Here is a 22,214-nt window from a genome sequence, read left to right on the forward strand (position 1 = left end):
GGTCGGATGGGTAGGTGCGAGCGGGTAATCGCGTTGCGGTCAGGGCTTGTTCAGGACAGCAGCACGTCGTACGACGGCTTCCAGCGCCCGGAACCAGGTGCGGGCCAGGTCCTCCACCTGCTCCTCGGTGAGGAGTTCGGCGGCGTAGGCCCAGTGGGCGCTCAGTTCCGGGCCCTCGGGGCGGTCCTCGGTGATGGCGTTGAGGGTCAGGGCGTGGGACATCGGCTGGCCGGGGTCGGCGTCGAGGTCGGCGGCGTCGTCCTCTGCGGCATAGGACCAGTCGGCTGCCTCCGGGCGGTCGAAGCGGCCCATGTAGTTGAACTCGATCTGCGGCTCGTCGAGTTGGGCGAGTCGCGGACCGGTCCCGGGGTTGAGGTACCGCAGCAGGCCGTGCCCGATACCGGCCGTGGGCAGCGCGGTGAGGTGTGGGCGGATGCGGGCCAGGGCCGCCTCGAGTGCGGGCCCGCCGGCGAAGGCGTCCGCCAAGTCGGCCTCACCCGGGTCGAGTCGTACGGGTACGACGCTGGTGAACCAGCCGACCGTACGGGACAGGTCGGCGTCGCCGGCGAGTTGCTCCTCGCGGCCGTGGCCCTCCACGTCCACCAGGACGGGTCCGCCCGTCCGCTCCCCGCCCAACTCCCGCGCCCGCCAGTCACCGACAGCCAGCGCGAACGCGGTGAGCAGGACGTCGTTGACGGTGGCGCCGAAGGCGGCCGGGGCCCGGCTCAGCAGGGGGCCGGTGAGGTCGGCGGGCAGGGTCAGGGAGAGGTAGCGGGTGGTGGCGACCGTGTCCCGGGCCGGGTCGAGCGGGCGGGACAGCGGGAGTTCGGCACCGTCGGCGAGAGCGGAGGTCCACCACGGCAGCTCGTCCTCGGTGGCGGGATCGGTGGCACGGGTCCCGAGGAGCCGGGACCAGCGGGCGAACGACAGCTCCACGGGGGCGAGTTCGGGCGTACGACCGCCCCTGACCGCCGCCCAGGCGGTGGCCAGGTCGGGCAGAAGCACCCGCCAGGAGACGCCGTCGATCACCAGGTGATGGGCGAGGATCAGCAGCCGCCCGGGCTGTCCGAGGCCGGCGTCGAACCAGACCGCCCGCACCATCGCCCCACTGTCGGGGTCGAGCCCCGCCCTTGCTCCCTCGGCGTGTTGGGAGATGGCGGTGCGCAGTCCGGCCTCGTCCGTACCGCGCACGTCGACGCGGGTGAGCCAGGTGCTCACGTCGGTGTCCCGTGCGGCCGGAACCCGCAGCAACCACTCTGGCTCTCGCACGAGTTGGGCCCGCAGCATGTCGTGTCGGTCGGCGAGCGCCTTGAGCACGGCCAGCAGGCCGGGTTCGGTCAGGTCGGCCGGAGTCTGGACCAGGGCCGCCTGATGGTATGCGGCGATGGGACCGCCGCGCTCCAACAGGCCACGCATGATCGGGGTGAGCGGGACGGGACCGGTGCCGTCGTCGTGGACGGCGTGCCGTTCGTCGCTGCCGAGCCGGACGGCAACGGCCGCGAGGGCGGCGACAGTTCGGTGCTGGAAGACCTGCCGGGGGGTGATCCGCAGCCCACCGGCGCGTGCCCGGGCGACGAGTTGCATGGCGACGATGCTGTCACCGCCGAAGGTGAAGAAGTCGTCGTCCGTGCCGACCCCCTCGGCGGGCAGCCCGAGGGCGTCCGCGAACAGGTCGCGCAGGGTGCGCTCGGTGTTGTTCTCCGGGGCCCGGCCGCCGCCCTGCGCGCTGAAGTCCGGGGCGGGCAGGGCGGATCGGTCGAGCTTGCCGTTGGACAGCAGCGGCAACCGGTCGAGGACGACCACGGCGGCCGGGACCATGTAGTCGGGCAGCACGGCGGCGGCATGGGAGCGAAGAGCGACCCCGTCCACCTCGTCGGCGACCGCATAGGCGATCAACTGCCGTACTCCGGGGCGGTGTTCGCGGGCCACGACCACGGTCTGGGTGACGGCCGGGTGGGTGTCCAACGCGGCCTCGATCTCGGCGAGTTCGACGCGGTAGCCGCGGATCTTGACCTGGTCGTCGGTGCGGCCGGCGAACTCCAGCAGACCCTCCTCGGTCCAGCGGGCCATGTCGCCGGTGCGGTACATGCGCTCACCGGGCCTGGTGGCGTACGGGTCGGCGACGAAGCGTTCGGCGGTGAGTTCGGGTCGGCCGAGATAGCCGCGGGCCAGCCCCGGTCCCGACAGGTACAACTCGCCGGTGACGCCGGGCGGTACCGGGCGCAGGGCGGTGTCGAGGACGTAGGCGCGGGACTCGTGGACGGGGCGTCCGACGACCGGGGTGGCGCTGTCGCGGACCCGGCCGACGAGCGCGTCGACGGTCGCCTCGGTGGGGCCGTACAGGTTGAACGCCTCGGTGTCCGACAGTGCGGCCAGCCGTGTCCACAGCGACTCGGGTACGGCCTCGCCGCCGAAGCCGACCACGGCGAGCGGGCAGTCGCCCTCGGCGCCGATCAGGCCGCTGTCCGCCATCTGTGCGAGCAGCGACGGGGTGACCTCGATGAAGTCGATGCCCCGGTCGCGGATGAACGCGGCGAGGAGTTCGGGGTCGCGGCGGGTCTCGTCGTCCGCGATGTGCAGCGCGTGCCCGTCCAGCAGCCACAACTGCGGCTGCCAGGAGGCGTCGAAGGAGAACGACCAGGCGTGGCCGACCCGCAGCCGCCGCAGCCCGGTGCGCCGCCTGGCGACCTCGTACAGGTCGTGGCGGTGGCTGTGGAACAGGTTGGCGATGCCTCGCTGGGTGACGACGACGCCCTTGGGGCGGCCCGTGGAGCCGGAGGTGTAGATGACGTAGGCGGGGTGATCGGGGTCGGCGGCGACGGGTACCGTCTGCGGCAGTCCGTCGAGCGGGGCGTCAAGTCGCAGGATCGGCCGGCCGGTTGGGGCCAGCGCGGCGGCCGTCTCGTCCGTGGCCAGGATCAGCACCGGGCGGGCGTCGTCGAGCATGCCGGTCAGGCGGGACTCGGGGAGGTCCGGGTCGAGGGGCAGATAGGCGGCGCCCGCCTTCATCACGGCGAGGATCGCGGCGATATGGTCGGCGGTGCGAGGCAGCGCGAGCGCCACGATCCGCTCGGGTCCGGCGCCGTGCCCGGCCAGGGTGCGCGCCAACTGGTCCGCGCGCGCGTCGAGTTCGGCGAACGTCCAGGTCGTACGACCGTCGGTGACGGCGATCGCGTCCGGGCTGGCGGCAGCTTGGGCGGCGAACAACGCGGGTACGGTGCCGAGTCGCTCGGACTCCGGGAGCGCGGTGTCGTTCCAGGTCTCCAGGACCGTGTGCCGCTCGGCGGGACCGAGCAGGTCGAGGCGGCCGACGGGACGGTCGGGGTCGGCCGCCATCCCGGTGAGGAGGGATGCCAGGGCGTCCGAGAGCCGCCGTACGACAGCCGGTTGGAACAGATCGGGCCTGAACTCGGCGGTCAGCCGCAGCCGTTCGGCGGGCTCGATCGCCCATGCGAACGGGTAGTGGGTGGAGTCCTCGTGATCGCGGACGGTGACGCGTGGACCGTCGCCGCCGTCTTCCGCGTCGGCGACCGGGTAGGACTCGAACACCACGAGTGTGTCGAAGAGTTCGCCGAGTCCGGCGGCGCGCTGGATGTCGGCGAGGCCGAGGTGCTGGTGGGCGATGAGCCGGGACTGTTCGTCCTGGAGCCGTTCCAGCAGCGCGGCCGTGCTCTCCTCCGGGCGGATCCGGACGCGAACCGGCACGGTGTTGATGAACAGGCCGATCATCGACTCGGCCCTGTCCAGTTCGGGCGAACGCCCGGCGACGGTGGCGCCGAACACCACGTCGTCCCGTCCGGTGAGCCGACCGAGGAGCACGCCCCAGGCCGCCTGGACCAGGGTGTTGACGGTGACGCCCTGGCGCCGCGCGAACGCCTCCAGCTCCGCCGTGCGGTCCGGGTCCAACTCCACGGTGTGGGTGCTCGGTACGACGGCGGCACGGTCGGGGTCGACGGGCGCGAGCCGGGTGGGCTCGGCCAGTCCGCCGAGGGCCTCGGCCCACGCGGCGGCGGAGACGCCCGGGTCGTGGGCGGCGAGCAGCCTCAAGTGCTCGCGGTACGGGGCGGACGCGACCGGTGTACGTCCCGCGTATCGCGCCCACAGTTCGGCGCTGAGCAGCGGCAACGACCAGCCGTCCAGCAGGAGGTGCTGGTGCGAGAGCGCGAGCCGGTGCCGGTCCGGACCGAGCCGCGCCAGCAACAGCCGGAGCAGTGGCGGGTGTTCGGGGTCGAAACGGCGCCGCTCCTGGACGAGCAGCCGGTCCCACTCGTCGGGGTCGTCGGCCAGGTCGAGCTGCCGCCACGGCAGTACGGCCGTTCGCGGTACGACGGCGACGGGCCGCCCGGACGACAGGTGCCGGAAGCCGCTGCGCAGGTTCTCGTGCGCGTCGAGCACGGACTGCGCGGCGGTGTGCAACCGGTCTGCGTCGAGCGGGCCTTCGAGGTCGTAGGAGACCTGGACGGTGTACACGTCCGGTCCGTCGTCGCCGGAGTCGAGGGCGGCGTGGAAGAGCAGGCCGGCCTGGAGCGGGGAGACGGGCAGGACCTCGGTTCCGGCGGGCAGGGCGGCGAGTTCGGCACGCTCGTCGGCGGTGAGGTCGAGCAGCACGGTGTCGTCGGCGCGCTCGGCGGTGACCGTGGTGGCGGTGACGGTGGCGAGCCCTGCGGCCGACTTGTGGCGGAAGACGTCACGCGGGCTGAAGGTGAGCCCGGCGGCGCGGGCGCGGGCGACCAACTGCATGGCGACGATGCTGTCGCCGCCGAGGGAGAAGAAGTCGTCCTCGACACCGACGTGTTGGAGACCGAGCACGTCCGCGACGAGCGCGCAGAGAGTCTCCTCCAGCGCCGTGCGCGGGCGGGTGTCGGTGACCTCGGCCGCGAAGTCGGGGGCGGGCAGGGCACGCCGGTCCAGCTTGCCGTTGGGGGTGAGCGGGAGGGCGTCGAGGGTGACGACGGCCGCCGGGACCATGTGGTCGGGCAGCAACTGGGCGATGTGGGCCCGTAGTTCGGTGGAGTCCGCCGGAGTGCCGGCCGGCACGACATACGCCACGAGCCGTTCGTCCCGTACGACGACGGTGGCGTGCGCGACGCTCGCGTGGCCGGCGAGGACGGTCTCGATCTCGCCGAGTTCGATACGGAAACCGCGCAGCTTGACCTGGTCGTCGGCGCGGCCGAGGTACTCCAGTTCGCCGTCCCGGGTCCAGCGGGCGAGGTCGCCGGTGCGGTACATGCGGGCGCCAGGCAAGGTGGCGTACGGGTCGGCGATGAACCGCTCGGCGGTCAGGGCGGCGCGGCCGAGATAGCCGCGCGCCAACTGCGCGCCCGCCAAGTACAGTTCGCCGGCCACGCCGGGCGGGACCGGGCGCAGGTGGGCGTCGAGGACGTAGGTGCGGGTGTTCCACACCGGGCGGCCGATCGGCACGGTGGCCGGGTCGGCGGCGACCTCGTGGGCGGTGACGTCGACGGACGCCTCCGTGGGGCCGTACAGGTTGTGCAGGCGCGTGTCCGGGAGTACCTGGTGGAAACGGGCGGCCAGCGGGGCGGGCAACGCCTCGCCGCTGCACATGACTTGGCGCAGTCCGGTGCAGCGCGCGGCGGCGGGCTCGTCGAGGAAGGCGCGGAGCATCGACGGGACGAAGTGAGCCGTGGTGATGTGCTGACGCTGGATCAATTCTGCGAGGTAGAACGGGTCCTGGTGGCCTTCCGGGCGGGCCACGACCAGTGTGGCACCGGTGATCAGCGGCCAGAAGAACTCCCACACCGACACGTCGAATCCGGCCGGGGTCTTCTGCAGCACCCGGTCGTCGGCGTCCAGGCGATATGCGCCCTGCATCCACAACAGGCGGTTGGTGATGCCCTGGTGGGGGACGGTGACGCCCTTGGGGCGGCCGGTGGAGCCGGAGGTGTAGATGACGTAGGCGGGGTGGCGGGGGTCGTGGGCGGTGGGCAGCGGTGCGTACGCCGGCTGGTCCGGGGTGCCGGCCGCGTCCACCGTGAGGGTGGGCACGTCGGTTTCCGGGAGGGTGACGCCTTCTGTGGTGACGAAGCAGACCGGGCGGGCGTCGGCGAGCGTGTAGGCGAGGCGGTCGGTCGGGTAGCCGGTGTCGAGGGGCAGGTAGGCGGCGCCCGCGCGGTGGACCGCGAGCAGGGCGACCACGAGGGCGAGTGAGCGTGGCAGGGCGACGGCGACGACAGCCTCTGCCTGTGCTCCCCGCGCGGCAAGGGTGTGCGCCAACTTCTCCACCCGCAGGTCGAGTTCGGCGTAGGTGAGCGCGGTGTCCTCGAAGACGACAGCCGTGGCCTCGGGAGTACGGGCGACCTGGCACCGGAACAGTTCGGGCAGGGTCAGGTCGGGAACGGTCCGGGCGGTGGCGTTCCAGTCGGTGAGGACGAGGGCGCGTTCGTCGTCGCGCAGGACGTCGAGCGAGCCGACCCGTCGGTCCGGGTCGGTCGCGACCTGGGCCAGCAGCAACTCCAGGCGTTGGGCGAGGAGTTCGGCGGTCGACTCGTCGAAGAGGTCGGCGCTGTACTCGATCCAGCAGCGCATACCGTCCTCGCCCTGCTCGACGAAGTCGAAGCTGAGGTCGAACTTGGCGCCCTGCTGGCCGAGTTCCTCACGACGGGCGGTCAGACCTGGCAGGACAGGGGTGGCGCCCTCGTCGTCGAGGTGCACGACCATCACCTGGAACAGCGGGTGCCTGGCCAGCGAACGGGCCGGGTTGATCATCTCCACCAGGCGCTCGAAGGGCAGGTCCTGGTGCTCATAGGCGGCGAGGTCGGTGTCCCGGACGCGGGCGAGCAGGTCGGCGAACGTGGGGTCGCCGGAGAGATCGGTGCGCAGGACAAGGGTGTTGACGAAGAAGCCGACCAGGTCTTCGAGGTGTTCGTCGGCCCGTCCGGAGATCGGCGCGCCGAGCGGGATGTCGTTGCCGGCGCCGAGCCGGTGCAGCAGAGCGGCGACGGCTGCCTGGGCGACCATGAACATACTGACGCCGTGCCGGCGGGCCAACGCACGCAGGGCGCCGGTCCGTTCGGCGTCGAGGGTCAGTCCGACCGCGCCGCCCCGGTGGCTGCTCTCCAGCGGGCGGGGCCGGTCGACGGGCAGCGTCAGCTCGTCCGGCAGGCCCGCCAAGATGTCCTCCCAGTAGGCGAGTTGACGGGACTGGCGGCTGTCCGGGGCGTCGGGGTCGCCGAGTGCGTCGCGGTGCCAGAGGGCGTAGTCGGCGTACTGCGCGGGAAGTGGTGCCCACGCGGGCGCCCGTCCCTGGCGGCGGGCCTCGTAGGCGGTGGCCAGGTCGCGCCACAGTGGCCCGTCGGACCACTGGTCGCCGGCGATGTGGTGCAGCACCAGCAGCAGGACGTGCTCGTCCTCGGTCAGCTCGAACACGTGGGCACGCAGGGGGAGTTCACGATCGATGTTGCATCCGCGCGCGGCGGCCTCGGCGAGCAGGACGGGCAGTTCGGTCTCCGTGACCCGGCTGTGGTGGAGGGGCACCGAGGCCTGGTCCAGCACGACTTGGTGGGGACGCCCGCCCTGCTCGGGGAAGACCGTGCGCAGGCTTTCGTGCCGTACGGCGACGTCGCTCAACGCGGCGGCCAGCGCGTCCCGGTCGAGCGAGCCGGTCAGTCGCCAGGCTGCCGGGATGTTGTACGTGGCTCCCGGGCCCTCGATGCGGTGCAGCAGCCAGAGGCGCTGTTGGGCGTAGGAGAGCGGGAGTTCGTCGGGTCGTTCGGCGGGGACGAGGGCGGGCAGTCCACCGGCCCGGTCGTCGAGACGGGCCGCGAGCTGTGCGGGAGTTGGGGCCTCGAAGACGGTACGGACGGTGAGGTCGGCGCCAAGTGCCGTACGGACGCGGCTGACCAGGCGCATGGCGAGCAGGGAGTGGCCGCCGAGGGCGAAGAAGTCGTCGTCTGCGCCGACGCGTTCGAGGCCGAGGATGTCGCCGAAGAGTGCGGTGAGGATCTCCTCTCGCGGACTGCGGGGCGAGGTGCCCGCGTCCGGGCCGGTGGCGGCAGTGAAGTCGGGGGCGGGCAGGGCGGCGCGGTCGAGCTTGCCGTTGGGGGTCAACGGCAGCGCGTCCAGCGTGACGAAGGCGGCGGGGACCATGTGGGCGGGCAGCGCGGCGGCGGTGTGGGCGCGCAAGGCGGGCGCCTCGAAGGGTCCGGCCGGGACCACGTACGCGATGAGGGTCTGCTCCCGGACCACCACGACGGCGTGTGCGACGGACGGGTGCGTGGCCAACACGCCCTGGATCTCACCGGGTTCGATGCGGAAGCCGCGCACCTTCACCTGGTCGTCGGTGCGCCCCAGGTACTCGACCGTCCCGTCGGCGTTCCAGCGGGCCAGGTCGCCGGTGCGGTACATACGGGTGCCCGGGGCGCCGTACGGGTCGGCGACGAACCGCTCGGCGGTCAGGCCTGGCCGGTCGAGGTAGCCGCGCGCGAGCTGGACGCCCGCGAGGTACAGCTCGCCCGGGACACCGGGCGGTACCGGGCGCAGTCCGGCGTCGAGGACATAGGTGCGGGTGTTCCACACCGGGCGGCCGATCGGGACGCTCGTCGCGTCGGGGCCGATCCGCACGGCCGTCACGTCGACCGAGGCCTCCGTCGGGCCGTAGAGGTTGTGCAACCCGGCCGTGTTCAGGACCTCGTGGAAGCGGTGGGTGAGGGCGACGGGCAGGGCCTCGCCGCTGCACATGACCCGGCGCAGGCCGGTGCAGTCCGCTACGGCCGGTTCCTCCAGGAAGAGTTGGAGCATGGAGGGTACGAAGTGGACGGTGGTGACATCCTGTTCGCGGATCAGTCGGGCCAGGTAGGCCGGGTCGCGATGGCCTTCGGGGCGGGCGACGACCAGGGTGGCGCCGGTGATCAGGGGCCAGAAGAACTCCCACACCGACACGTCGAAGCTGGACGGCGTCTTCTGCAACACCCGGTCGTCGGGCGTCAGTTCGTACGCGTCCTGCATCCACAGCAGCCGGTTGACGATGCCCTGGTGGGGGACGACGACACCCTTGGGACGACCGGTCGAGCCTGAGGTGTAGATGACGTACGCGGGGCTCGACGGGTCGTAGGACGCGGGGAGTCGGCCCTCGGGGCCGGTCGGCAGGGTGTCGCGGATGACGTACACCGGGCGGGCGTCCTCGACCATGAGGGCGAGGCGGTCCTCCGGGTAGTCCGGGTCGAGCGGGAGGTAGGCGGCTCCGGCGCGGTGGACGGCGAGCAGGGCGACGACGAGGTCGAGTGAGCGCGCGAGGGCTACGGCCACGGTCTGCTCGGGGCCGGCGCCGAGGGCGGCCAACACCCGTGCCGTGTGCTCCACTTGGGTGTCCAACTGCGCGTATGTCAGCCGCTGTCCCTCGAAGACGAGGGCTGTGGCGTCGGGGGTGCGGGCAGCCTGGGCGCGGAAGAGTTCTGGGAGGGTGGTGACCGGGACGGGGTGCTCGGTGGCGTTCCACTCCCCCAGGACCAGGGCGCGTTCGGTGTCCTCCAGGAGGTCGAAGTCCCTTACGGCACGGTCCGGTTCGGCTGCCGCGTGGTCCAGCAGGCGGGCCAGGCGACCGGCGACGCGCTCGGCGGTGTCGTGGTCGAAGAGGTCGGTCGCGTACTCCAGGAGCAGGACGACACGGTCACGGCCGGTCTCGTCGACGAAGGTGAAGTGGAGGTCGAACTTGGCCATGCCGGTGTCCATGTCGAACCACTCGGTCGCCAGGCCGAACACGTCAGGGTCGCCGTCGGGGCGGTGGTGGTAGCCGAGCATGACCTGGAAGAGGGGGTTGCGGCCGGCCACGCGGGGCGGGTTGAGGGCCTCCACGACCCGGTCGAAGGGCAGGTCCTGGTACTCGAATGCCGCGAGCGACGACTCCCGTACCCGGCCGAGGAGTTCACGGAACGTCAGATCCTCGCCGGACACATCGGTGCGCAGCACCAGGGTGTTGACGAAGAAGCCCACCAGGTCGGTGAGCGCTTCGTCGGTGCGGCCCGCGATCGGTGCGCCGAGGGGGATGTCGTCGCCCGCGCCGAGCCGGTTCAAGAGTGCGGCGGTGGCCGCCTGGAACAGCATGAACATGCTGGTCCCGGTGGCTCCGGAGAGGTCGCGCAGGGCGTGGCCGGTGGCGGTGGGCAGTTCCAGGCGGACCTTGCCGCCATGGCCGGTCGGCTCGGCGGGGCGCGGTCGGTCGGCGGGCAGGGCGAGTTCGTCGGGCAGGCCGAGCAAGGCAGCGGCCCAGTGGGCGAGTTGGGCCTCGCCGGTGCGGGCGAGGAGGTCGTCCTGCCAGAGGGTGTAGTCGGCGTACTGGACCGGCAACGGCGCCCACTCGGGCTCCCGTCCCTCGCGGCGGGCCGCGTAGGCGGTGTCGAGGTCGGCGAGGAAGGGGCGGTCGGACCACTCGTCGGTGGTGATGTGGTGCAGGACGACGGCCACCACGTGCTCGTCCGGGCCGAGCCTGAACACGGCGCAGCGCAGCGGGAGTTCGGTGGCGAGGTCGAAGGGGCGACGCTGGGCTGCCTCGATCAGGGCGGGCAGGTCGCCCTCCACGCAGTCCACGACCGTGCAGAGGGGATGGGCGTCGGCGGCCGGGATGATCCGCTGATACGGCTCGCCCTCGTGTGTCGGGAACACCGTCCGCAGCGCCTCGTGGCGTCCGGCGACATCCCGCAGGGCGACGGCCAGGGCCTCGGTGTCGAGGCATCCGCGCAGCCGGAAGACCAGCGGGAAGTTGTAGGCGACGCCGCTGCCGGTGATCTGCTCGACGAGCAACAGCCGTCGCTGGGCGGCCGACAGGGGAATGCGGTCGGGCCGGTCGGTGACGGGGATGACCGCCGGGCGGGCGGGGCTCGCCGTGTCCGCGCGGCCCGCGAGCAGGGCGGGCGTGGGGGCCTCGAACAGGTCGCGGATGGCGAGTTCGGCGCCGAGTTCGGTGCGGGCGCGGCTGACCAGCCGGGTGGCGAGGAGCGAATGGCCGCCCAGGTCGAAGAAGTTGTCCTCCGCGCCGACCTCGGGGAGTCCCAACACCTCGGCGAACAGGCGGCACAGCACCTCTTCCTGCGGGGTGCGCGGGCCGCGTCCGCCGCCGAGGGCGACGGCGGGCTCGGCGTCGGGCAGGGCGCGGACGTCGAGCTTGCCGTTGGCGTTCATGGGCAGGCCGTCGACGGTGACGAAGGCCGACGGGACCATGTAGTCGGGCAGGTCGCGGCCCAGGTCCTCGCGCAGTCGGCGTACCAGCGCGCTCGCCCCGCGGGCGGCGGTGGGGTCGTTGGCGTACGGCTGGGTACCGCCGCCGGGGCGGAACAGGCCGCCGGTCAGGCGCAGTTCGGCGGACTTCAGGAATACGGCGTCGTACGTCCCGTCTTGCTCCGACCAGGTCGTCAACACCTGGTAGCCGGCCGCCGTGCCGAGTTCGTGCAGATGCTCGGGATCGACACCCGTCTCGCTTGTACGACCGTCGGAAATGCCGGTGAAGCGGAGCGCCTCGGGCCGTTCGCCGCGCGGGCGTTCACCGGCCACCCCGGTCGCGGACCAGTTGCCGTCCAGGAGTTGACCGATGGCCTGGGCCGACGACCAGTCGCCGCGCAGGAGTTCGCCGATGGTGTTGCCGGTGGCCCAGTCGACGGACGGGGCGTTGGCCAGGCGTACGTCCGGCTCGTCGGCGTAGAGGACGACGTCGTATCGGTGCCGGCTCAGCTCGTTGTGGTGGTGGGCGCGCTTGGTGCGCAGGTCGACGCCGTAGCCGAGGGTGGTGAAGTAGTCGGGGTCTACGAGGAGTTCCTTCTCCAGTCGCAGGCCGCGCTCGACCGCCCGTTCCAGGTCCGCTTCGGCGGTGCCCCGGGTGCGCTGGATCTCGGCGTGGAAGGTGCCGGCGAGGCGCAGGTTGCGGACGTCGCCGACGAACAGGGCGCCGCCGGGCGCGAGCAGTTCCATCGCGCCGTGCAGGACGGTGGTCAGGTGGTCGATGCTCGGGAAGTACTGGATGACGGAGTTGATGACGATCGTGTCGAAGTAGGCGAACGGCAGACCGCTGAGGTCCTCGGCCGGGCGGCAGCGGAGTTCGACCTTGGCGGCGAGTGCGGGGTCGCGACGGACCTCCTCGCCGATCTTGCGGATCACGGGCGCGGCGAAGTCTGTTGCCCAGTACGCCTCGCTGTCAGGGGCGAGCCGGGACAGCAACAGGCCTGATCCGACGCCGATTTCGAGGATGCGGCGGGGCTTGAGGGCGCCGATGCGGGCGAGGGTGGCCTCCCGCCACTCGTGCATCTCCTCGAAGGGGATGGGCTGTCCGTCGTAGGAGCTGTCCCAGCCGTCGTACTGCTCGGTGAAGACGGCGGTGCCGATCTCCTCGTACTCGTCGGAGTAGATCTCCTGCCACTCCCCCACCTGTGCCGCCTCGGCGGCGGTGCGTTCGGCCGAGTCGGCGCCGGAGGGGACGACGTAGCCGACGAGGCGTTCGTCGCGGACGACCACGGCGGCCTGGGCGACGAGCGGGTGGCGGCTGAGGGCGGTCTCGATCTCGCCGGGTTCGATGCGGTAGCCGCGGATCTTGACCTGGTCGTCCGTGCGGCCGAGGAAGTCGAGGTTGCCGTCGGGGTTGCGGCGGACCAGGTCGCCGGTGCGGTACATGCGCTCGCCGGGGTCGCCGAACGGGTCGGCGACGAAGCGCTCGGAGGTCAGCGCGGGCCGGTCCAAGTAGCCGCGGGCCAGGCCGATTCCGGCGATGTACAGTTCGCCGGGCACGCCGTCGGGCACCGGGCGCAGCCAGGCGTCGAGGATGTGGGCGCGGGTGCCGCGGATGGGCTTGCCGACGGTGGGGGTGTCGCTGTCGAGGGTGCCGCCGCCGAGGGTGTTGATGGTGTACTCGGTCGGCCCGTACAGGTTGTAGCCGTACGTTCCCTCGGTGTCGCGCAGGGCCGTCCACACGGATTCGGGTACGGCCTCGCCGCCGAGCAGGACGAGCGGCGGGACGTGTCCCTTCAACAGGCCCTGCTCGATGAGGAGCCGGGCGTAGGTGGGGGTGACGTTGACGACGTCGACGCGGTGGCGTTCGCAGTAGGCGACCAGCGCCTCGGCGTCACGCCTCAACTCCTCGTCGCAGACGTGGACTTCGTGGCCCTCCACCAGCCAGAGCAGCTCTTCCCACGACATGTCGAAGGCGAAGGACACGGTGTGCGCGATGCGCAGCCGTCGGCCGCCCGCCGAGGCGATGGCGGGTTCGAAGATCTCCTTCTGGTGGTTCAACTGCATGTTCGTCAGGCCCCGGTAGGGGGTCACGACGCCCTTGGGGCGGCCGGTGGAGCCGGAGGTGTAGATGACGTAGGCGGGGTGCTCCAGGCTGAAGCGTCGGCGGACCGGAGCCTCCGGCTGTCCCGCCAACTCCCCCTTGGTCTCGGGGTCGTCGAGCAGGACGCGGGCCATCTCGCCGTCCAGCGTGGCCGATACGGCCTTGGTGCTGAGCAGAAGGAGCGGGCGGGCGTCGGCGAGCATGAGGGACAGGCGGTCGGCCGGGTGGTCCAACTCCAGGGGGAGATATGCCGCTCCGGTGCGCAGGACCGCGAAGAGCGCGACCACCATGTCGAGGGAGCGCGGCAGGCCGAGGGCTACGACCTTCTCCGGGCCCGCGCCCCGCTCGATCAGCAGCCTGGCCATCCGGTTGACGGCGGCGTCGAGTTCGGCGTACGTCATGCTGCGCTCGCCGAAGACGAGGGCCCGCTCGTCCGGGGTGCGTTCGGCCTGCGCGGCCAGTAGCTCGGCGATGGTGTCCTCGGGGTCGGGGACACGGCCGGCCGCCGACTCCCGCCGTAGCTCATCGTGTTCGGCGGGCAGGAGCGGGTCGAGGGAGCCGACCGGTGCCGTGAGGTCGGCGGTGAGGCGGTCCACGAGCAGCGCGAAACGGTCGAGCAGGCTCTGGGCGCGGTCAGTTGGGACGAGGTCGGGGCGGTGGGTGAGGGTGACGGCGATCTCGCGGCCCGGGGTGATGACGAGGTTGGCCGGGTAGTGGGTGGCGTCGACGTTGGCGACGGCGGTGGCGCCGTGCCGGGTCCTCAGGTCCGCCAGCCGCTCCTCGGTGTCGTTGTTGCGCAGCACGAACAGCGTGTCGAAGAGCTTGCGGTGTCCGGTCTCGGCCTGGAGGACGCCAAGGCTGAGGTGCTCGTACGGCATGAGGTCGAGGCGTTCGCCCTGGATGCGGCGGAGCAGGTCGAGCACCGGTTCGGCGGGGTCGAGGGCGATCCGGGTCGGGACGGTGTTGAGGAACAGGCCGATGATGTCGCCGACGTCCGGGACCTCGCTGGGGCGACCGGCGACGGTCGTGCCGAAGACGACGTCGGCGCGGCCGGTCGCGGAGGCGAGGGTGAGTCCCCAGGCCGCGTTGAGGATCGTGTTGAGGGTCAGGCCGTGGGCCGGGGCCAACGCGCGCAGCCGGTCGCCGAGTTCGACGGAGAGGCGGACATCGAGCTGGTCGGGGATGACCGGTTCGAGGCCGTCGGTGGCGGCCGGGGCCAGCAGGGTGGGCTCGTCGAGGCCGGCCAGCGCGGTGCGCCAGGCGGCCGTGGCGACCGAGACGTCCTGCTCCTCCAGCCAGGTCAGGTAGTCGCGGTAACTTCCGGGCTCGGGGAGGCCGTTGGCGTCGCCGCCCGTCTCATAGAGCGCGAGCAGTTCGTCGAGGAAGAGCCAGGCCGACCAGCCGTCCCAGAGGATCAGGTGGCGGCCGATGACGAGGCGGTCGCCGCGCTCCGCGCCGAGGCGGAGCAGGAGCAGCCGGAAGAGCGGGGGCGCGGAGAGGTCGAAGCGGCGGTTGCGCTCGGCGTCCGTCAACTCGCGCAGGAGTACGTCCTGTTCGGCTGCCGGGAGGAGGGAGAGGTCCACCTCTTCGAGGGGGATCTCCGGGGCCTCGACGATGAACTGCACGGGCTGGTCGAGGCCGTCGCTGGTGAAGCCCGCGCGCAGGCCCGGGTTGCGGTCGAGGAGGGTGCGGACGGCGGCGCGCAGGCGGGTCGTGTCGAGGCGGGTGGCGAAGTCGAAGGTCTCGTGGACGGTGTAGACGTCCAACGCGCCCTCGTCGTACGCCGAGTGGAAGAACAGGCCCTCCTGGAGGGGGGCCAGCGGCCATACGTCGGCGACCTCCGCCGGGGCGGCGACGGCGCGGACGCGGGCGTGTTCGGCGTCCGTGAGCGCGAATGCCTCAACGCGGGTGGCAGCTACGGGCGTTGCCGTGCCGGCCGCCAGCGCGAGAGCGGCTGGTGTGCGGTGGGTGAACACGTCGCGCGGGCTCAGGTCAAGTCCGGCCGCGCGGGCGCGGCTCGCGACGCCGATGGAGCTGATGCTGTCGCCGCCCAGGCGGAAGAAGTCGTCGTCGGGGCCCGCGTCCTCGATGCCGAGGACGGCCGCGAAGATCTCGGTGAGCTGCCGCTCCAACGGCCCTGCGGGCAAGCGGCGTTCGGCGCGCTCCGCCTCGGGGGCGGGCAGCGCGGCCTGGTCCAGCTTGCCGCTCGGGGTGAGCGGGAGGTCGGCGAGGACGACGTACGCCTCCGGGACCAGGGGCGCGGGCAGCGCCTTCGTGAGGGCGGCGCGCAGTTCGGCGGGGTCGAGCAGTGCTCCGGATGCCGGGACCGCGTAGGCGACGAGACGCTGGTCGCGGATGACGACCGCGCCGCGTGCCACGCCCCGCGTTCGGATCAACTCGGCCTCGATCTCGCCGAGTTCGACGCGATTACCGCGCAGCTTGACCTGGCGGTCGGTGCGGCCGAGGTAGTCGATCGTGCCGTCGGGGCGGCGGCGCACCAGGTCACCGGTGCGGTACATGCGGGCGCCGGGCTCGGTGGCGTACGGGTCGGCGACGAAGCGGTCGGCGGTGAGCGCGGGGCGCCGGTGGTAGCCGCGGGCCAGCTGGACGCCGGTCAGGTACAGCTCGCCGGGGACGCCGTCGGGGACCGGTCGCAGGCAGGAGTCGAGGACGCGCAGACCGGTGTTCCACACAGGCCTGCCGATGGGCACGGTGGTGCCGGGCGGGCCGTCGTGGGGGTGGTAAGTCACGTCTACGGCGGCCTCGGTGGGGCCGTAGAGGTTGTGCAGCGGGACGCCGGTCAGCTCGTGCCAGCGGTGGGCGGCGGTTCCGGAGAGGGCCTCGCCGCTGCTGAAGACGCGGCGCAGGCTGCCCGCCCACGCGGGGTCGGCGGTGACCTCGTCGGTGGCGAGGAACGCCTCCAGCATCGACGGCACGAAGTGCATCGTCGTGACGCCCTCGTCCTGGATCAGGCGGGCCAGATAGGCGGGGTCGCGGTGTCCGTCCGGCGCGGCGAGGACTACGGCGGCGCCCTCGCACAGCGCCCAGAAGAACTCCCACACGCTCACGTCGAAGCTGGACGGGGTTTTCTGCAACACCCGGTCGTCTGCGGTGAGTTCGTACTCGCCCTGCATCCAGGCCAGTCGGTTGCCGATGGCGCGATGGGTGACGACGACGCCCTTGGGACGGCCGGTGGAGCCGGAGGTGTAGATGAGGTAGGCGGGGTCGTCGGGGCGGGCGGGGTCCAGGACTCCGCCGAACAGGGCTTCTCCGCCCTCCGTGTCCACGCGCAGCACGTCGAGTCCCTCGACGGACGGCAACCGGTCGGCGTCCCGTCCCGTTGTGACGACCGTGGTCGCACCCGAGTCGGCCAGCATGTACGCGAGCCGTTCGGCCGGATAGTCCAGGTCGAGGGGCAGATAGGCGGCTCCCGACCTCAGGACACCCAGCAGCGCGACCATCAACTCCGCCGAGCGGGGTACGGCGACGGCGACGAACCGCTCCCGTCCCGCGCCCCTGGCCCGCAGCCGCGCGGCCAACTCCGCTGCTCGCGCGTCCAGTTCGGCGTAGGTCAGGGTCGTACCGTCGAAGACGACGGCTGTGGCGTCCGGAGTACGCGCGGCCTGCGCGGCGAACGCGGCGGCGAGCGTGGTGGCCGGGACCTGCCGGGACTCCCCCGCCGGGTGGGCGGTGGCCAGTTCGTCCGGGGTGAGCAGATCGAGGTCGGCGATGCGGGCGCCGGGGTCGTCGGCCAGGGCGTGCAGGACGAGGGTGAGCCGGTCGGCGAGGGACTGCACGGCGTCGGCGTCGAGGCGTCGGGCGTGGTGCTTGAGGCGCAGGTCAAGACGGCGGCCGGGCTTGACGATGAGGGCGAGGGGGTAGTGCACGGCATCGTGGAAGGCGTGTCCGGCAACGGCGATCGCGCCGGTGGGGTCGGTGATGTCCGGGGCGCCCTCACCGCCGGGGTAGTTCTCGAACACCACGAGGGTGTCGAAGAGTTCGCCGTCGCCCGCGTGGCCGGTGGCGCGCTGGATGTCGGCGAGGCCGAGGTGCTGGTGGTCGAGGAGGGCGCTCTGCTCCTCCTGGAGCCGGTCGAGCAGCGCGCCCAGGGTGTCGCCGGGGGCCCAACGCAGGCGGGTGGGCAGGGTGTTGATGAAGAGGCCGATCATCGACTCGATGCCGTCGACGGCGGCGTCGCGTCCGGCGACGGTGGTGCCGAACAGTACGTCCTGGCGGCCTGTCATCCGGCCGACCAGCAGGCCCCAGGCACCCTGGACGAGGGTGCCGAGGGTGACTCCGCGTTCCCGGGCGCGGGCGGCGAGCCGTGAGGTGATCCGCTCGGTCAACTCGACCCGGATCTGGGCGGGTTCGACGGGTCCGGCGGGTGCGGGGGCTTCGACCAGCCGCGTCGGCTCGTCGACCCCGGCGAGCGCGGTGCGCCAGGCGGCGCGGGCTGCCTCGCGGTCTGCGCCGGCGATCCGGCGGAGGTAGCCGCGGTACGGGGCGACTTCGGGGAGCGGGGCGGGGTTCTCGCCGTAGAGGGCGAGGAGTTCGCGGTGCAGGACGGGCAGGGACCAGCCGTCCGCGACGATGTGATGGAACGTCAGGACCAGGCGGCTGCGGTCCTCGCCGAAGCGGATGAGGGCGCAGCGGACCAGCGGCGGGTGGGCGAGGTCGAAGCGGTGGGCACGTTCGTCGGCGGCGACGGCCTCGGCGAGGGCGCGGCGGACCGTGGCGTCGTCCTGCGCGGCCAAGTCGACTTCGCGCCAGGGCAGTTCGAGGCCGGACGCGATGAGCTGGACGGGGCGGCCGTCGGGCGTCTGGCGGAAGCAGGCGCGCAGCGGGGCGTGCCGGTCCAGCAATCGCCCTGCCGCCGTGCGCAGAAGGGTGCCGTCGACCGGTCCGGACAGCTCGATGACCTGCTGCACGACATATGCGTCGAGTTCGGCGCCGTCCACCAGGGCATGGAAGAAGAAGCCCTCCTGGAGCGGGCCGAGGGGTAGCGCCTCCTCGACGGTGACGGGGAACTCGCCCTGGAGCGAGGCGAGTTCGTCGTCGCTCAGTGTCTGCCACGGGGTGGCGTCGACATCGTCGGCCGTCCCGGTGCGGGCGACCGTGGCGAGTTCCGCGACCGTACGGTGCCGGAACACATCGCGGGGGGTGAGGTCCAGGCCTGCCTTGCGGGCGAGGACGAGGAGTTGGACGGCGACGATGCTGTCGCCGCCGAGCGCGAAGAAGTCGTCGTCGACGCTGACCGTGGGCATCTTGAGGGCCCGCGCGTACAGGTCGCAGAGCAGTCGCTCGCGGGGTGTTTCTGGTGCCCTCCCCGCGCTGATCCGGGTGAAGTCCGGGACCGGCAGCGCGGCGGCGTCGAGCTTGCCGCTGGGGGTGACGGGCAGCCGGTCCAGCGGGACGAACGCGGCCGGGACCATGTAGTCGGGCAGGAACTCGGTGGCATGCGTCCGCAGCGTCGACATCAGGGCGTTGACGTTGCGGAAGGGCGCGGGGCGGTTGGTGAGCGGGTGACCGCCTCCGGGGCGGTACCGTGCCTGCGCCTCCGCTTCGAGGGCGAATACGGCGTCCAGACTGCCGTCCTCGGCGTCCCCGTTCCAGGTCAGCGCCACGTCGTAGCCGTGGCGCGCGGCGATCTCGTGCAGGACCTCGGGATCCACGCCGTACGGTCCGGCGGCCGGCCTGCTGCTGTCGTCGAGGGTGCCGAGCGCGGCGAGGTCGTCGGCGAGGCGGGAGTTGGGGATGCCGGTGATCCGCAAGCGGGCCGGACGGCCGGCGAGCAGTTCGTCGAGGGCCTGCACCGAACCGAGCGCGGGCCAGGGCGACTCGGAGGTCTCCTCGGGTGCGTCCGACTGCGGTCGCAGCACAACGTCGTAGCGGTAGCGGGTCAGTTCGTTGTGGTGGGTGCCGCGCTTGACACGGATGTCGGCGGTGAGGCCGTCGAGGGTGGTGAAGTAGTCGGGGTCGACGAGGAGTTCGCCCTCCCAGGCGACGGACCGGTCGACGGCGGCGCGCAGGGCTTCCTTGTCCGCGCCCGTCTCGTCCCCCTCGTCCCGTGTCCGGCCGCTCTCGACGGCCGCGCTCAGGGTGCGGAGCAGGCGCAGGTTGCGTACGTCGCCGACGAATACCGCGCCGCCGGGGGCGAGGAGAGCGGCGGCGGCGCGGAGCACGCCGGTGAGGTAGTCGCCGTCGGGGAAGTACTGGATGACGGAGTTGACGACGATCGTGTCGAAGTGGCCCTCGGGCAGTCCGGTGAGGTCGTGCGCGGGGCGGGCCAACAGGGTGACGCGGTCGGCGAGTTCGGGGACGGCGGACACCTGGGCGTGCAGGGCGCGTACGGCTTCCTCGGAGAGGTCGGTGCCCCAGTACTCGGCGCAGTCCGGGGCGAGCCGGGACAGCAGCAGGCCGGAGCCGACCCCAATCTCCAGGATGCGCCGGGGTCGTAGCGCGCGGATGCGGTCGAGGGTGGCCTCGCGCCACTCGCGCATGTCGGCGAGGGGAATGGGGAGGCCGTCGTACATGCTGTTCCAGCCGGCGAAGTTCTCCTCGAAACCGTCCGATCCGGCGGCGGAGTAGAGGAGTTCGTGCAGGTCCTTCCAATCGGCGACGCCCTCGTCGGGGTTCGGGTCGGCGTCCAGCGAGGGCACGACGTAGGCGGCGAGGCGGCGTTCGCCGGGGCGGTCCTCGCGGACGACCACGGCGGCCTGGTCCACAGCGGGGTGGGAGCGCAGGACGGACTCGATCTCGCCGGGTTCGATGCGGAAGCCGCGGATCTTGACCTGGGTGTCGACGCGGCCGTGGAACTCCAGTCGGCCGTCCGCCTTCCAGCGCACCAAGTCACCTGTGCGGTAAAGGCGTTCGCCGGGTGCGCCGAAGGGGTCGGCGACGAAGCGTTCGGCGGTGAGGGCGGGGCGGCCGAGGTAGCCGCGGGCCAGGCCGTCGCCCGCGAGGTAGAGCTCTCCCGTGACCCCGGCGGGGACGGGGCGCAGGCGGTCGTCGAGGACGTACGCGCGGGTGCCGGGGTCGGGGACGCCGATGGGCACGATGGTGCCGGGCGGGGTGTCCGGGTCGCACAGGCCCAGGGTGGAGTTGGTGGTGGCCTCGGTCGGGCCGTAGGCGTTGAACATCGTCCGGCCGCGCGCGTAGCGGCCGACCAGTTCGGGCGAGACGCGTTCGGTGCCCGCCAACAGGGTCGCTTCGGGCGGGAGTTGGACGTCCTCGGGCATTGCGGCCAGGAGCGCCGGCGGCAGGATCATGAAGGTGATGCCGTGCTCGTTGGCGTAGTCCGCGAGGGGTGCGCCCGGGACGCGACGGTCGGCGGGGACGACGACCAGACGGCCGCCGGAGAGCAGGCCGAGGCACAGGTCCCAGAACGCGACGTCGAAGCTGGGCGACGCGAACTGCAGGACCCGGCTGTGCGGGCCGATCCCGAATCGTTCCCGCTGGGTGGCGACCAACTTGGCGACGCCCGCGTGGGAGAGCACCGTGCCCTTCGGGCGGCCGGTGGAGCCGGAGGTGTAGATGACGTAGGCCGCGTGCGCGGTCGTCAACTCGTCGTCGGTGGACGGGCCTTGGGCAGGGTGGGCGGCCAGTTCGGCGACCGTTTCCGGGGCGTCGAGGACCAGCGGGTCCAGGTCCGGCGGGAGGTCGGGGGCGATCTCGGCGGTCGTGACGAGGCAGACCGGGCGGGCGTCGGCGAGCATGTAGGCGATGCGGTCGGCCGGGTAGTCGGTGTCGACGGGCAGATAGGCGGCGCCCGACTTCAGGACGGCGACCTCGGCGACGATCATGTCGGCCGAGCGGGGCACGGCGAGCGCGACGACCTGTTCCGGACCGGCACCGCGAGCCACCAGCGCGTGCGCCAACTTGGTGGCGCGGGCGTCGAGTTCGGCGTAGGTGAGGCGGATGTCCTCGTGGATGAGGGCTGTCTCGTGCGGGCGGGCGGCGACCTGGTCGGCGAACATGCGCGGCCAGGTGAGCGCGGGGACGTCGTGTTCGGTGTCGTTCCAGTCGTGCAGGATGCGGTGCCGTTCGTCCGCGCCGAGGAGTTCCAGGTCGGCGACCGGGGTGCCGGGGCGGGTCAGGGCGTCGGCGAGGAGGGTGCCGTAGTGGCCGAGGATCAGGTCGACGGTGCCGGGCGAGAAGAGGTCGGTGCGGTAGTCCGCCGACACCTCTCCGTCGGTCACGGTCAGGGCCAGGTCCAGCGGCGCGCTCTCGCCCCAGGGGGCGGGGCCGAAGCCCGTGGCGCACAACAGGCCGCCACCGCGGAGGGGTTCGGGGGCGAGGAGCCGTAGCAGCTCGGCGGTCGGCAGGTGGTGGGCGGCGGCCTCCGCGCGTACCGCCTCGATCTGGTCCCGGAGTTGGGCGAACGGGGTGTCGCCGTCGATGGTGACGCGCAGCGGGAGGCCCTCGTGGGCCACTGCCGTCTCGGTGGCCGTCGTGCCGCCGTATCGGTGCAACAGGGCGACGAAGGCGGCGAGTCGGGTGGCCGCGTCGGCCGTGACGTCGAGGGTGGCCGCGCGTCGCGCGCGGGGCACCGTGCCCTCCTGACGAGGCGGACGGGGGAAGTCCAGCGGCAGTGACGTCTCCGGTACCGGAGACGCGAAGCGCCGTCGCCAGAAGTCGTTCGTCGCCGTTGCCCGTGCGGAAGAAAGCGTGTTGCCCGCCACAGCTGCCCGTGCCTCCCCATGCCTGCGGAACGGCTCAGCGGAGCCGCGACCGCTCGCATAGTAAGGTAAGCATTGCCTTACTTGATAGCCCCACCCCGGAACCGCGGGCCCGCGCCACAGCCACTGAGGTTATGCTCACCTAAGCTGCCGGCCGGGTCGTCCGGTGGTCCGCCAACAGGGCCCCAGAGCACGGAAGATGACCCGGAAGACGACCCGGAACACGACATGGAGACCGGCACGTGGCTTCAGGCAGAAGGCTTCGC

At 72.4% G+C, this 22,214-nt stretch carries 1 protein-coding gene; it reads right to left on the minus strand.

What is annotated here, in order from left to right:
- Positions 1 to 39: 39 nt before the first annotated feature.
- A complete protein-coding gene (locus ACIQBL_RS20890) occupies positions 40 to 21,951 on the minus strand; it encodes a non-ribosomal peptide synthase/polyketide synthase (RefSeq protein ID WP_401943878.1) in 21,912 nt (7,303 codons plus the stop codon).
- Between the last annotated feature and the right edge of the window lie 263 nt (positions 21,952 to 22,214).

The sequence above is a fragment of the Streptomyces sp. NPDC088350 genome (assembly GCF_044753545.1).
In the GTDB taxonomy this organism is placed as follows: Bacteria; Actinomycetota; Actinomycetes; order Streptomycetales; family Streptomycetaceae; genus Streptomyces.